Annotated in this window: 11 protein-coding genes; 8 read left to right on the forward strand and 3 right to left on the reverse strand. The window is 66.5% G+C overall.

The features are described from left to right. Window positions 1-2: 2 nt before the first annotated feature. From CH42_RS05975 to CH42_RS05985, 3 genes are all read right to left on the reverse strand, one after another. Window positions 3-3089, reverse strand: coding sequence for a SpaA isopeptide-forming pilin-related protein (locus CH42_RS05975; protein ID WP_053352302.1), 3087 nt, complete (start codon window positions 3087-3089; stop codon window positions 3-5). Between the two features lie 232 nt (window positions 3090-3321). Then, window positions 3322-3933 (reverse strand): DUF3027 domain-containing protein, encoded by a 612-nt coding sequence (locus CH42_RS05980; protein WP_053352303.1) that lies wholly within the window; start codon window positions 3931-3933, stop codon window positions 3322-3324. Further along, window positions 3926-4303 carry a cold-shock protein gene (locus CH42_RS05985; protein WP_053352304.1) on the reverse strand — a complete coding sequence of 126 codons (378 nt, stop codon included), beginning with the start codon at window positions 4301-4303 and terminating at the stop codon, window positions 3926-3928. The genes CH42_RS05980 and CH42_RS05985 overlap by 8 nt, the downstream gene beginning before the upstream one ends. Before the next feature lie 140 nt (window positions 4304-4443). On the opposite strand from CH42_RS05985, the gene CH42_RS05990 reads away from it, so the two are divergent. The 8 genes from CH42_RS05990 (at window position 4444) to CH42_RS06025 (ending at window position 15009) form a co-directional block, all read left to right on the forward strand. Then, window positions 4444-4710 (forward strand): hypothetical protein, encoded by a 267-nt coding sequence (locus tag CH42_RS05990; RefSeq protein ID WP_053352305.1) that lies wholly within the window; start codon window positions 4444-4446, stop codon window positions 4708-4710. Window positions 4711-4725: 15 nt separating this feature from the next. Beyond that, the gene (locus CH42_RS05995; RefSeq protein ID WP_053352306.1) at window positions 4726-6510 is read left to right on the forward strand and encodes a helicase-associated domain-containing protein; all 1785 of its coding nucleotides are present in this window, start codon (window positions 4726-4728) and stop codon (window positions 6508-6510) included. Between the two features lie 90 nt (window positions 6511-6600). Continuing rightward, complete coding sequence (locus CH42_RS06000) at window positions 6601-8286, forward strand: DNA repair helicase XPB (RefSeq protein WP_053352307.1); 1686 nt, start codon at window positions 6601-6603, stop codon at window positions 8284-8286. A gap of 102 nt (window positions 8287-8388) precedes the next feature. Then, a complete protein-coding gene (locus CH42_RS06005; protein ID WP_053352308.1) occupies window positions 8389-9417 on the forward strand; it encodes a LacI family DNA-binding transcriptional regulator in 1029 nt (342 codons plus the stop codon). Window positions 9418-9567: 150 nt separating this feature from the next. Further along, entirely contained in the window at window positions 9568-11088 is a 1521-nt protein-coding gene (gene mmsA, locus CH42_RS06010; RefSeq protein ID WP_053352336.1) for a multiple monosaccharide ABC transporter ATP-binding protein, read from the forward strand. Next, window positions 11085-12488 carry a multiple monosaccharide ABC transporter permease gene (gene mmsB, locus CH42_RS06015; protein ID WP_053352309.1) on the forward strand — a complete coding sequence of 468 codons (1404 nt, stop codon included), beginning with the start codon at window positions 11085-11087 and terminating at the stop codon, window positions 12486-12488. The genes mmsA and mmsB overlap by 4 nt, the downstream gene beginning before the upstream one ends. A gap of 39 nt (window positions 12489-12527) precedes the next feature. Next, window positions 12528-13658 carry a substrate-binding domain-containing protein gene (locus CH42_RS06020; RefSeq protein WP_053352310.1) on the forward strand — a complete coding sequence of 377 codons (1131 nt, stop codon included), beginning with the start codon at window positions 12528-12530 and terminating at the stop codon, window positions 13656-13658. 103 nt (window positions 13659-13761) lie between these two features. After that, entirely contained in the window at window positions 13762-15009 is a 1248-nt protein-coding gene (locus CH42_RS06025; protein ID WP_053352311.1) for an AGE family epimerase/isomerase, read from the forward strand. Window positions 15010-15038: the final 29 nt, after the last annotated feature.

Here is a 15038-nt window from a genome sequence, read left to right on the forward strand (position 1 = left end):
GGTCATTGGGTGCGTGCGCGGCGGATGCCTCGCGCGACCAGGCCGGTGATCACGGCGAGCGCTGCGACGCCGAGTCCGCCGAGGGTGAATGCATCGGCGCCGAGGCCACCGGTGAGGGGAACGACGACCGCGGACTGCTGCTTGTTCGTCTGCGCGCCCTTATCGATCACGGTGCCGGCGTTGCTCGCATCAACCGTGAAGGTGAACTGCGCCCCGATGACGTACCCCGGAGGGGCTTTCGTCTCGGTCACCGTGTACGTGCCCCAGTTCAGGTTGCCGAGTGCGAAGCGGCCTGCGGCTGCGTCGGTATCGGGTCCGGTGCAGGGTGTGGCAGTGCAATCGGTGATCGCGGTGCCCGAAGCGCCCATGCCGGGGCCGGTGATCTTCCACTCGGAACCGTTCAGCAGTGCACCGCCCGCCTGCGCGGTCTTCGACCACTTCACCGCCCCCGGCCGGTCACTGTTGGTGATCGTGCAGGTGACGTCGGCCGCGTTCGCGATCTGCACGACGCCTGCGGCAGACACCGTGAGCGCCGTCTGCCCGTTCGTGCAGGTCCAGGCGCTGGCCGTGTACCCGCCAGGGCCGGTCTCGGTCAGCGTGTAGCTGCCCGCAGTAACGGGTGCCGAGGTGACCGCAGCCTGCGTGGTCTTGCCCGAGATCGTGGTGGGGCCGGTCGCCGTGAGGGTCCAATCCGAGACGACGCTGGTGCCGCCACGGGTGTTGTCCATCTTCTTGACCAGCGTGAGCTTCGGGGCCTTCAGTCGATTCACGTAGGTGCAGTCGACGCGGTCTCCGGGAACGACGCCCGCGATCTGCGTGGCATTGGGGCCGGTCAGTGCGGTTGTGGCCGTCGTGCCATCGAGGTGCGTCACGAGGCAGCTTCCGCTTTGGAACTCGTAGTCGCCGCCGTTCTGCTCGTTCACCGCAATGGTGGCCGACTGCGCCTTGGCGCCGAAGGTGTACGACCATGAGGCGTCGCCCGAGGTGCTGGTGGTCTGCGTGACCGCGTTCGTGCTCGCGACCAGAGTCGAACCGCTGGCGGGTGTGGCCGTTGCCCCCACCGTCCAGCCGGAGCGCGGCGTCGGGTTCTGCCCGTTCACGTCGGTCACATCCTTGTGGATCGTGACCTGGGCGACGAGAGGCGCGTTGAAGAATCGGCACTCCACCGCCTGCCCGCCGGCGGGAATCGTGATCTTGCCGGTCGTCGCGGTGCCCTGCGTGGTCTGCACACCGTCGACGAGGCAGCGGTAGCTCGAGGCGTACTGCGACAGGTCGGTGCCGCCGGCGGCGGTTTCCGTGAAGGTGAGTTCGACTCCGCGTACGGTCGGGATTGGCCCGACGCGCTGGCCCTGCAGGCCCGAGGCGGTACCGGTCGTCGTCGCCGTGCCGATGACCTGCGACCCCTGCGTCAGGGTGAGCGCGAACTGGTCGGTCGACTTCACACGCTGACCATCGATGAACTTCTCAAGCGTGATGGTGGGAGGCGACGAGCAGCTCGCGAGGTCGGTGCTACTGAGCCCTGTCGTCGCGGCCACTGCCATGTTCGACCAGCCGGGCATGTTGTACGAACGCATTTCGTTCGAAGAGCCGAGATAGCCCTTTCCTGAAGCGTCGAAGGCGACGCCGTTGACGCTATCCATGGTGGTGCGGCTCGCCGAGACCGCCGCAGAGATGGTGCCGCCATTCGCCGCGGCGAGGTTTGCTGCCGTCACACTGTAGATCGTGGTCGTGTTGTTTTCGCCGCGCACGACGAAGAGGTTGCCGGCCGCATCGAAAGCGATGTCGCCGTTCGCCGCAGATCCAGAGTTGATCGCAATCGTGCCCTTGAACGAGATGGGCGTCGACGCAGCGGGGTTGTACTCGTACAGGCGGAAGTTGCCGCCGTCGGTGAATCCGCCGAAGTAGTAGCGTCCGTTGCTGAGACTGACGGCACCGGCGACCAGGTTCGTCGACGTGTTGCCCGAGTTCGCACCGGTCGAGCTCCAGGTGCCCGTTGCCGTGTTGAACACGTACACGGTGCCGTTCTGGTCAGTACCACCGCTGGCGCTGCGCATGATCGCGTACGCCGAGGTGCCACCGCTGCTGATGCCGAGGCCATTGAAGTTCGAGACGTTGGATGCCGGCGAGCCGAACGAGGTCACTGTGCCGTTCGGGGCGATCTGCTGCATCTGGCCACCCGCGGTAACCGCGTAGACGTATCCTGCGGTGCAGACCGGCTGCACTGCAGCGGCGGCTGCGGTAACGAGCGACTGCGCGGTTGCCCGAGCCTTGGTGCGCGGTGTCGGCGTCGTGACCGATTTGGGCGTTGCGACGATCGCGACCTGCGTCGCCACTGCGTCGGCATTCGCCTCGGTAGCGATCTCCGTCCACGACGCCGCATCGCCGCTCTGGAACCCGGCGGCAACCTGACTCGGGCGCACGCGGAACGTCCGGTCGGCGGCGACGTCGACGACCGCACTGGCGTCGGCGTCGGAAGCGAGCTGCTTCACGAGGAACGCACCGGGCGTCGGATCGAGATCGGCTCCGACGTAGTCGCTCTGACCGGTGTTGTCGACTACGGTGCCCTGCACCGCTGAGGCCCACTCAGCCGTGCCGTCGGCAACCACCTGGGAATCGCGTGCGCCGACCACCGTAAAGGCGGTCGGGGAGACAGCCGCCCCGGTCGCGTCGACCGCAGTCCACCGGAGGAACGGTGCCGCGAGCGGATCCGCCGCGGGCGTCTCGACCACGGGGGCCTCGGGCGCGGGCGCTTCGGTGGAAGGCGTCTCGGTGATGGGGGCCGGATCGACCGCTGTGTCGGCCGCCTCGGCAGTCTCGGGCGCGACAACATCAGTTGCTGCATCGTTGGGTGCTTCGGCGGTGGGTGCCGCGGTGGTGTCCGGAGTCGACGTCGTCGGTTCCTGAGACTGCGTGACCTGATGACCGTCGTTGGCCGCGGATTCGGCGAGCGCGGGTGACGCGCCGACCAGTGCGATTGCGCACGCTGCCAGCGTGGCGACGCCCGTGACGGCCCGGCGCTCCCACCGAACGAAGGCGTGCCGGGATGCCTGGCCGTGCCGTCCCCGCTTCGGGCGGTTGAGCTGCTGCATGATGACCCCGTTTCGATTGCTTCACAGGGATGCATCACGCTTCTACCGCAACGCTGGCTACCCCTCGCGATAACGGTAGATTTTTCGCTCTTCCAGGGGATCCGTAAGAATTACGCAACTTTTCAGAGGGCGCACAAATGCCTGATCAAACACAAAAATCCCCTGCACCGCATGAGCGGTACAGGGGATTTTCGTGCCTGATCGAGGCACCCAAGGGCGTGTTCACCCAGCATCAGCGGCGGTGGGTGTCACCGCCTTCAGCGTCATCGTCGTCAGCGTCATCACCGTCGGTGTCATCGTCGTCATCATCAACGTCGTCGGTGTCGCCGGCGAAGAGCTCGGTGTCGTCAGCGTCGTCGGCGAGCCCTTCATCGTCGTCCTCGTCGTCATCGAGGTCGACGTCACTCGCCGCGTCGGCATCAAGCTCGAGCTCGTCGTCCAGATCATCCTCGTCAGCATCGAACTCGTCGTCGAGGTCGTCGTTATCGTGCTCATCACCCTCGTCGCCGCCTGATTGGCGCGACTGGGCATCGCGATACTGCGCGAGCCGTTCCGACCACGGCACCCACTCGGGTGCAATCACTGCACCCTCGCCCGGCAGCAGTTCGACTTCAAGCACGGTGATTGGGGCCTCTTCACTGGTGCGGGTCAGCGTGGCGGCCCAGCGCCACCCGGGATACCCGGGCAGTCGGCACTCGAAGAACTGCGTGAGCACGTGTTCGCCTTCGACGACATACCCGTCGTGGCTGCCGATCGAGTCGGCCGGAGTAATCTCGAGCAGTGCTGAGCGCGCCTGTTCCGTCGCCGCGAGCAGCACCGAGTCCGGGGTCAGGGCCTCAGACATCGAAATCATCCGCTACTCGACGCAGCATGGTCGCCACCGTGCGCGACTGCGAGCGCTCCGGGTATTGCCCGTTCTTGAGGCGCCCTCCGAGGCCGTCCAGCAGCTTGACCAAGTCCTCGATGATCACTGACATCTCATCGGCCGACTTGCGGCTGCGCTTCACCATGCGCGGCGTATCGATCACGCGCACCGACAGCGCCTGCGGGCCGCGGCGCCCATCGGCGACGCTGTACTCGAGACGCGTTCCGGCCTGCACCTCGGCGTCCGCGGGCAGCACCGAGGCGTGCAAGTACACCTGCGACCCGTCATCGCCCTGGATGAACCCGAAGCCCTTGTCTTCGTCATAGAACCTGACCTTGCCGTTCGGCATGCCTCGTCCCTCTCCGTTTCGATGGGCATCCCCGCGTTTCGCTCACGCCGGTCGGCGAGCGCGGGTGCCCACACATCCAGCCAATTCTAGCGGGGGATGCTGCCACCACGCGGAGCCTGAAACCCGATAAAATGGAGCGGATGTCCACTGAACCCAGCACGCCGACGCTCATCGAGCGCATTCTGGCGTATGCCTCGCTCTCGATCATCGCGATCGCGCTCCTCTCCTTCTTTGGAACGCTGATCGTCGGCCTCAACGATCGACGCGCACTCGCCGAGGGGTTCTGGCCGGTCGTGTACGGCATCTCGATGATCGGGCTGCCCATCGGCTTCGCGCTGCTCATCATTCTGCTGATCCTGACGCAGCGGCGGCGGCGCCACGAAGCTCGGAAGCTCACCGGTCGCTAGACCGGGTCCGTTGCCATGAGCGGCACACTCGCGCTCGCCTCCGCTATTGCGGAGATGGATCGCGGCGCGCTCACGGCTCTCGCCCGGGCGCGGCGCCCGTTCTCCCCATCGAGCGTGTCCGATCCGATCGGTTTCGCGGCCGACCTCCTGAAACCCGACTCCATCGCTCGGGCGATCGCTCCCCTCGATCGCGGCCTCCTATCCGCGCTGCATCAGGTGTCCGGGCCTGCACAGGTGTCACGGCTGCTCTCTCTCGGCCTGCTCGGAACCGAGGCCGGGGCACTCGTTCGGCTTCCCGAAGTCGACGCGGTCCTGGATGAAGCCTTGGCTGCCCATGGTGTATCACCCGAGCAGCTCTCAGAGCCGACGACGGCGAGCACCCCCGAGCAGGCGCACGATACGAGCGCCTGGTTCACATCGGCGCTCACGGCCGTTGGTCAATCCGCGGAGGCGCTGCGCACATTGCGCGATCGGCCCGGTCGACTCAACCGCACCGGCACCATCGCGGTGGCCACGGTGAAGCAGATCGCCGATTCCACGGGCGTCGACGCTTCCGACGTCGCTCTCACCCTGTCAGCACTGCTGCGCACCGAACTGATCGCGTCACTCGCCGACGACCAGCTCCTCATCACGGCTGCCCGGTCGAGCGAGTGGCTGGCACTCGACCACGTGCAGCGATGGCTGCACCTGGCGACCGCCGCAGCTGCCGCAATGCCTGGACCGTTGCGGGTCGAGTGGGAACGCGTCGGAGCACCCGGCCAGCACCTGGGGCTCCTCGCGGCGTCGATCCCGCACCGCTACCCGCTGCTGCCCAGCGCCGATCTGGAAGCGGTATCGGAGTACGTGCGAAGCACCGAGCACCTCGGTCTCACCTTCGGAGGAGCATTGACCCCGGTCGCCGACGGGCTCCTCGCAGGCGGCGATGTCTCCGCAGCGGTGCGGGGTGCAATGCCCGACCCCGCAGTCGGAGTCTATGTACAGCCCGACCTCAGCGTCGTGGTTCCCGGGCCGCTCGACCCCGCCGATGAAGCCGTGTTGGCCGCGCTGGCACGCCCCGAGCACATCGGCGTCGCCTCCACTCGCCGCGTCTCCGAAACTTCCATTGCCGAAGCCTATGAGCGCGGGCTCACTCCCGAGTCCGCACGCGAGGCGTTCTCCCGCATCTCGCTCACCGGTATCCCCCAACCCCTCGAATACCTCATCGAATCGCTGGGCGCCCGTGTCGGCGGCATCGTGGTCGGCGAGTATGCGGGCGATGAGGGGCGCACCCGCATCTCGCTGGCGCGGGCAGAGGTCGCGAGCACGCTGCTCGTCGACCGCTCACTGCAGCACCTGCAGCTGCACCGCTCTGCGAGGTCCGACACCGAGCTGTTCTCCCGGCTGAGTGCCGATCACGTGCTGGCGGCTCTCGCCGACGCCCGGTATCACGCCACGTCGCACGACGCCGCGCTGCGCTCGGGCGCGCCACAACTCGCGCGCGTCGGCGATCCGGAACGCAGCGCACCGCCGCACCCGGCCGATGCTGACCCCCCGCTCGCCGCACCCCTGCGCGACCTGGTCGATCGTGTCTACTCCGCCGCGCGCTCCGAGCCGGGCACGGGGGACTTCACCCGGCGCCTCGAACTCGCGATTCGGGATCGCAGCGCCGTGCTCGTCACCGCCGAGGCGCGTGGGCAGGTGCGCACGTTCACGCTGCTCCCCGTTTCTGTAAACGCGGGGCGACTGCGCGCAGCCGATCAGGCAGCCGGGGTCGAGCGCACCTTCCCGGTGAGCATGATCACTTCAGTCGAACCCGTCTAGCTTCGAGGCGCTCCGAGTCGACCCCGACCGGCTCCCCCGGGAGCGGCGCGGCCACCCCCGGTTCAGCGTTCCCCGGTAGACTCGCTCGTTATGACTCTCGGTCCCCTCATCGTGCAGAGCGACCACACCGTACTGCTCGAGGTCGCCCATCCCGATGCCGAAGACGCCCGACACGCGCTGGCCGTCTTCGCCGAGCTCGAGCGCGCTCCCGAGCACATCCACACGTACCGCGTCACACGACTCGGGCTGTGGAATGCGCGCGCCGCCGGGCACACGGCCGACGAGATTCTCGACACCCTCAATCGGTACGCGAAGTTTCCGGTGCCGAGCGGGGTCGCATCCGAGATCGAAGACACGATGCGCCGCTACGGCCGTTTGACCATCGAGCGCGCACCACTGCCCGGCGATGCCGCCGAGGCCGCCGCCGACGGCACTCCCGACGAGCCCGCCACCCAGCTCGTGCTGCGCTCCGAAGATCCGATGGTGCTGCGTGAAGTCGCGAGTGCGAAGAAAATTGCGCCGCTGCTCGGCAACCGCATCGATGAGCACACCTTCCCCGTCGAAGCGTGGGCGCGCGGCGAACTCAAGCAGCAGCTCGTCGCACGCGGCTGGCCCGCCGAAGATCTCGCGGGCTATCGTCCCGGCGAACCGTACGACATCGCTCTGGCCGAAGACGGCTGGGAGCTGCGCGACTACCAGGCGAAAGCGGTCGAAGCGTTCCAGCGGGGCGGTTCAGGCGTCGTCGTGCTGCCCTGTGGCGCCGGCAAAACGATCGTCGGCGCCGCCTCGATGGCCGCGGTCGGCGCGAAGACCTTGATCCTGGTGACGAACGCCGTCTCCGCCCGCCAGTGGCGAGATGAACTGCTGCGTCGCACCAACCTCACCGAAGACGAGATCGGCGAGTACTCGGGCCAGGTGAAAGAGGTCAAGCCCGTCACCATCGCGACCTATCAGATTCTCACCAGTCGACGAAAAGGCGAGTACGCGCACCTGTCGCTGCTCGATGCCGAAGACTGGGGGGTCATCGTCTACGACGAGGTCCACCTGCTGCCGGCTCCCGTCTTCAAGCTCACCGCCGAGCTGCAGGCGCGCCGCCGCCTCGGCCTAACCGCAACGCTCGTGCGCGAAGACGGGCGCGAGGGCGATGTCTTCAGCCTCATCGGCCCGAAGCGCTACGACGCCGCGTGGAAAGACATCGAGGCGCAGGGGTTCATCGCGCCTGCCGCATGCTTCGAGGTGCGCGTCGATTTCGGTGAGGCCGAGCGCCTCGACTACGCCGTCGCCGAAGATCAGGATCGCTACCGCATCGCGTCGAGCGCGCTCATCAAGCAGCCCATCGCTCGTCGCATCATCGATCGCCACCCGGGCGAGAGCACCCTGGTCATCGGCCAGTACATCGATCAATTGGAGTCGATGGCCGAGGCGCTCGGCTCGCCGCTGATCACCGGCCAGACCCCCGTCGACGAGCGCGAGCGACTATTCCAGGCGTTCCGCTCGGGCGAAGAGAAGATCCTCGTCGTCTCGAAGGTCGCGAACTTCTCCGTCGACCTGCCCGACGCCTCGGTCGCTATTCAGATCTCGGGCTCCTTCGGTTCGCGGCAAGAGGAGGCCCAGCGCCTCGGCCGCCTGCTGCGCCCGAAGTCGAACGGTGCGACGGCGTCGTTCTACACGCTGATCACGCGCGACACGGTCGATCAAGACTTCGCGCAGAACCGCCAGCGCTTCCTTGCCGAGCAGGGGTACGCCTACACGATTCTCGACGCCGACGACCTCTAAATCGGCTGTTCGAGCCGCGCACCCTGGGTGATCCTCGTTTCGCATCTCGGGTCCGTCGAGTAATGTGAACGTGCACATTCGAGTTTCAGCGCGGAGGCCCTGATGTCCGGTAACGGAGAAGCGCGGGCCAAGCCGGCCAGCATCCGTGATGTCGCGCGCCTCGCCTCCGTCTCGCATCAGACCGTGTCTCGCGTACTCAACGACCACCCGAGCATTCGTACGGAGACGCGCCAGCGGGTGCTCGATGCCATACGCACCCTCGACTACCGCCCCAATCTGGCCGCCCGTGCCCTGGCCTCGGCTCGCACCAATCTGCTGGGCATCCTGTCGGCGACCGTGGGCGAATACGGCACCACCTCGGCAATCGTCGCGATCGAGCAGGCGGCGCGTGAACGCGGGTATTCGATCAGCACCCTGAATCTCCCCGATTCGACCCCGGAGGCGATCGGCGAGGCTGTGCGCCTGCTGCAGCACGAACAGGTCGACGGCATTATTGTGTTGGCTCCACAGATGCGCGTGTACAACGTCATCGGGGGCCTGGGCTTGACCGTGCCGATCGTGAGCCTGCAGACGTCGACGGGCGGCAGCGCCGAAAGCGTCGCGTCCGATCAGGTTCTCGGTGCGCGCATGGCGGTGGAGCACCTGATCGGTCTCGGTCACAGCGACATTCTGCACATCGCCGGCCCGCAAGACTGGATCGAAGCGGAGTCGCGCATGCGCGGCTATCTCGATGCGATGTTCGAGGCCGACCTCTCGGCGCTGCCCCCGGTGCGCGGCGATTGGACGGCCGATTTCGGGCACTTCGCGGGGCGCGAGCTCGCGGGGCGGCGAGATGTGACGGCGATCTTCGCCGCGAACGATCTCATGGCCGTCGGGCTCATGCACGGGTTTCGCGATGCCGGGGTGCGCGTGCCCGACGATATCTGCGTCATCGGCTTCGACGACATCCCGGTCGCAGCGCATGTGTGGCCGACGCTCTCGACGGTGCGGGTCAACTTCGCGGAGCTCGGGCGGCGGGCGGTGACGCACCTGCTCGCGTCGATCGATCGACACGAACCGCCGGTCTTCGAATTGCTCAGCCCCGAGCTCATCGTGCGAGAGTCCACAACTGCGCTGGCAACACGTCGGTAACGATTCTGTAATCACCCCACAACGTCTTGACACTCGGCGTAACATCATCCACGATGTGAACGGTCACATGAGTGGCAGAAGAACGATGACAGTGAGGTCAATCGAGTGGAACCCCAAACGAGCACGGCAGCCGAAGCTCCGGTGCTGCAGATGCGCGACATCACCAAGGTCTTTCCAGGCGTCAAGGCTCTCTCGAACGTTTCGCTCACCGTGCGCCCCGCCACGATTCACGCGATCTGCGGCGAGAACGGCGCCGGCAAGTCGACGCTCATGAAGGTGCTCTCCGGGGTCTACCCCTTCGGCACCTACGACGGCGACATCATCGTCGAGGGCCAGGAGATGCGCTTCCGCGACATCCGAGCCAGCGAAGAGGCCGGCATTGTGATCATTCACCAGGAGCTCGCTCTCATCCCTGAGCTCTCGATCACCGAGAACATTTTCCTCGGCAACGAGCTGCGCCGCGGTCTCAGCATCGACTGGCAGGAGGCGCGCACGCGCACCGCCGAGCTGCTGCACCGCGTCGGGCTCCGCGAAGATCCCGACACCCCCATCAAGACCCTCGGCGTCGGCAAGCAGCAGCTCATCGAGATCGCGAAGGCGCTGAACAAGAACGTACGCCTGCTGATCCTCGATGAGCCGACCGCAGCGCTCAACGACAGCGACTCCGCACACCTGCTCGGACTCATCCGCGATCTGCGCGAGCGCGGCATCGCCTCCATCATCATCAGCCACAAGCTCAACGAAATCGAGCAGATCGCCGACGACATCACGATCATCCGCGACGGCCGAGTCGTCGAGACCCTCGACGTGCAGCACGGCGGCATCAACGAAGACCGCATCATTCACGGCATGGTCGGTCGCTCGCTCGAGCACCGCTACCCCGACCGCACCCCGAACCCGGGCGACGTGTTCTTCGAGGTGCGCGACTGGGTGGTGCAGCACCCCACGGTGCCCGAGCGGTTCGTCTCCAAGGGGTCGAGCTTCGACGTGCGTCGCGGCGAGGTCGTCGGGATCGCTGGCCTCATGGGCGCCGGGCGCACGGAGCTCGCAATGAGCGTCTTCGGCCGCTCGTACGGTCGCTTCATCTCTGGCACGATCATCAAGGACGGCGTTGAGATCCACGTCCCCGACGTCCCCGCAGCCATCAAGCACGGCATCGCCTACGTGAGCGAGGATCGCAAGTCGCTCGGCCTCAACCTGCTCGACTCGATCAAGCGCTCCGTGGTCGCCGCCAAACTCTCGAAGATCACCCACCGCGGCATGGTCGATGCACAAGAGGAGCGCATCGTCGCCGAGCGCTACCGCAAGTCGCTGCGCATCAAGACCCCCGACGTCAACAACGGCGTCGCGAGCCTCTCCGGCGGCAATCAGCAGAAGGTCGTGCTCGCGAAGTGGATGTTCACCGACCCCGACCTGCTCATCCTCGACGAACCCACCCGCGGCATCGACGTTGGCGCGAAGTACGAGATCTACTCGATCATCAACGAGCTCGCGAACGCCGGCAAGGGCGTCGTCGTGATCTCGAGCGAGCTCCCCGAGCTGCTCGGCATCTGCGACCGCATCTACACGGTGTTCGAGGGCCGCATTACCGATTGCATCCCCGCCGACCAGGCCACTCCCGAGACGCTCATGCGCAGCATGACGTCGCTGAATGTAAAGGCACACGCATGACCACCACCGACACCACGGAGCAGCGCGGCTTCCGTTTCACCGACATCCGCAAGATGTTCGGCGGGGGCACCTCGACCCTGCGGCAGTTCGGCATCCTGGGCAGCCTCATCGCGATCATCCTGATCTTCCAGATCGCTTCGCACGGGCTTACCCTCTCACCGGGCAACGTCATCAACGTGATGCAGCAGTACTCGTACATCCTGATTCTCGCGATCGGCATGGTGATGGTCATCATCATGGGCCACATCGACCTGTCTGTCGGCTCGGTCGCGGCGTTCGTCGGCATCGTGGTCGCAAAGTCGATGGCGGAGTGGAACTTCCCGTGGTGGGCCGCAATCATTCTCGGCCTCGTGCTCGGCGCCCTCGTCGGCGCGTGGCAAGGCCTCTGGGTGGCCTACGTCGGCGTTCCGGCCTTCATCGTCACGCTCGCGGGCATGCTCTTCTTCCGCGGCGCGAACCAGTGGATCGGCGACTCGATCTCGGTGCCGGTGCCCAAGGAGTTCGTGGTGATCGGTGCCGGCTACCTCCCCGAGATCGGCGGCATCCCGATCCCCTACAACGTGCCCACGCTGATTCTCGGTGTGCTGGCCGCGGCCTGGCTGGTCTTCTTCGAATGGCGCATCCGCCGTCAGCAGAAGAAGATGGGGGCGGATCGCGCGCCCCTCTGGGTGAGTGTCACCAAGGTGGTGCTGCTCTGCGCCGTCATCATCGGCGCAGCACTCCTCTTCGGCAGCGGTCGCCCCGGCACCAGCTTCCCGGTCTCGGGTCTCATTCTGCTGGCGCTCGTGATCCTCTACTCCTTCGTCACGAACCACACGGTGTTCGGCCGCCACATCTATGCGGTCGGCGGCAACCGCCAGGCGGCGAAGCTCTCGGGCGTCAAAGATCGCCGCGTCGACTTCTTCGTGATGATGAACATGTCGGTGCTCGCCGCCGTGGCCGGCATGATCTTCGTCGCCCGTTCACAGGCCTCCGGCCCGCAAGACGGCAACGGCTGGGAGCTCGACGCCATCGCGGCTGTGTTCATCGGTGGCGCTGCGGTATCGGGTGGCATCGGCACCGTGATCGGCTCGATCATCGGCGGTCTCGTCATGGCCTTCCTGAATAACGGCATGCAGCTGCTCAGCTTCGGTGCCGACACCGTGCAGATGGTCAAGGGTGCCGTGCTGCTCGTGGCCGTGGGCATCGATGCGTACAACAAGCAGCAGGGCCGCCCCTCGGTGATCGGCTTCCTCACGAAGAAGCGCACTCCCGCCGGCGAATTCGGCTCCGTCGAAACCACCCCCATCGGCGCCCGTGCCATGGAGCAGGCGCCGCCCGCGGCCCCCACTCCCAGCGACGCCTCCCCCCAAACTTCTCCCGCCGACGACAGCGCGACGAGGGAACCCGGCTCTCGATGACGAGTGCCACCAGAAGATGACAGAAAGCGAATCGAATCAATGAATAAGAGAATCCTCCTCTCGACGGGCGCGCTGCTCGCCGCGGCGGCACTGGCGCTCACCGGCTGCTCTTCGGAGCGCGGTGGCAGCGATGCCGGCGGCTCGTCCGATTCCTCCGAAACCGCGACCGGCTTCGAGGCCGGCTCGACCATCGGCGTCGCGCTGCCCGACAAGACCAGTGAGAACTGGGTGCTCGCGGGCAAGCTCTTCACCGACGACCTGACGAAAGCCGGTTTCAAGGCCGACGTGCAGTACGCACCGGCATCGAACACCGTCGCCGAGCAGCAGAACCAGATTCAGGCGATGGTCACCGGTGGCGCGAAGGTCATCATCATCGGCGCGAAAGACGGCAAGCAGCTCGGCACCCAGGTGCAGGCCGCGAAGGATGCCGGCGCCACGGTGATCGCCTACGATCGCCTCATCGAGAACACCGATGCGCTCGACTACTACGTCGCGTTCGACAACTTCAAGGTCGGCCAGCTGCAGGGCCAGGCGCTGCTCGACGGGCTCAAGGAGCGCTCGGATCACGACGCTCCCTACAACGTTGAGCTGTTCTCGGGTTCGACCGACGACGCGAATTCGGCAGTCTTCTTCAACGGCGCGATGGATGTGCTGCAGCCGAAGATCGACGACGGCACCCTCGTGGTCGGCTCGGGTCAAACCGACATCCAGCAGACGGCAACCGCCGGTTGGAAGGCGGAGAACGCGCAGAGCCGCACCGACACCCTGCTGACGGCGACCTACAGCGATAAGACGCTCGACGGCGTGCTCTCGCCGAACGACACCCTCGCCCGCGCGATCCTCACCTCCGTCGAGCAGGCCGGCAAGCCGCTGCCCGTCGTCACCGGCCAGGATTCCGAGGTCGAGTCGGTGCGCTCCATCATGGAGGGCAAGCAGTACTCGACGATCAACAAGGACACCACGCTGCTCGTCGAGCAGGCCGTCAAGATGGTCGGCCAGCTCCAGAAGGGCGAAGAGGTCGACGTCAACGACACCGAGCAGTACGACAACGGCTCGAAGGTCATCCCCTCGTACCTGCTCGATCCGGTGATCGTCACGAAGGAGAACGCTGCTGAGGCGTACAAGAACGTGCCGAGCCTGCTCGACATCGTGAAGGAATACGACAAGTAACCAACCGCAGGGCTTCTCACGAAGTTCTCGCACTGAGCTGCGCCGGGGCACGGCAGGATCACTCCTCCGTTCCCCGGCGCAGCGTCGTTTCGAAAGGCTGCGCATGACCGACTCGCACTTCTCCATCGATACCCCCGAACACCGGGCGTGGCTCGACGAGCAGACTCGCCTGCTGCTCGAATTCTCCGAGCCGGCGCTCGACCCTGAGGCGGGTTTCTCCTGGCTCGACGATGCGGGCCGACCCGTGACCGCCGAGGGTTCGCAGCTCTGGCTCGCCGGTCGTTACACGTACTGCGCCGTGCTCGGACACCTGCTCGGGTTCCCCGGCCAGGCTCAACGCGTCGAGCACGGGCTCGCGTTCCTGCGCTCGGGCGCACTGCGCGACACGGCCGATGGCGGATGGTTCGTCACGGTCGGCGCGGCTGATCCTGCAGCAAATTCGGCGCTGAAAGAGAGCTACGGACATGCATTCGTGCTGCTCGCCGCTGCGTCGGCGAAGCTCGCCGGCTTCGACGCCGACGATCTCTACGCCGATGTGCTCACCGAGTTGGAGCGCTGGTGGGAGCCGGGGCCGCAGATGTACGCCGACACGTGGGACCGCGAGTTCACCACGCTCGACCCGTATCGCGGCGCGAACCCCAACATGCACCTCGTGGAGGCGGGCCTGCTCGCGTACGAGGCCGACGGCGACCCCCGACACATCGAGCGATCGACCGCGATCGTGCGCCGCCTTATCGGCGAGGTCACGGCGCAGAACGAGTGGCGTCTGCCCGAGCATTACCTCGAGGATTGGACGCCCGACCCCGAGTACGGCGCCGACTCACCCGACAGCCACTTCCGCCCCTACGGCGCGACGGTGGGCCACTGGCTCGAGTGGGCGCGGCTCATCGTGGCGCTCGAGACGGCGCAGCGCGCCGCACTCGGCGAGTCAGACTCGTGGTTGATCGACGCCGCGCAGAACCTGTTCCGGCGCGCGCTCGCCGATGCGTGGGACGAGGATCGCGGCGGCTTCGCCTTCAGCACTGACTGGAGCGGGAACATCCTCAATGACCACCGCTTCCACTGGGTGATCGCCGAGGCCATCGGCACCTCGGCCGTGCTCTACCGGGTGACCGGCAACTCGGAGTACGCCGACTGGTACGCACGCTTCTGGGCGTACGCCGCCGAGCACCACATCGAGACCGACGGGAGCTGGATCCATGAGCTCGACGTCGACGGTGCGCCCGCGAGCGGCACCTGGAGCGGCAAGCCCGACCTCTACCATGCGCTGCAGGCAACGCTGTTCGCGCAGCTCCCGGCCACGCACACGCTCACGCACGGGCTGCGCTCGGGAGCGCGCGATCAGGGCTGATTGAACGCGAATGGAAGAGTGCCGGTGGC

Origin of the sequence: Leucobacter musarum subsp. musarum (genome assembly GCF_001273845.1) — a bacterium.
GTDB lineage: Bacteria > Actinomycetota > Actinomycetes > Actinomycetales > Microbacteriaceae > Leucobacter > Leucobacter musarum.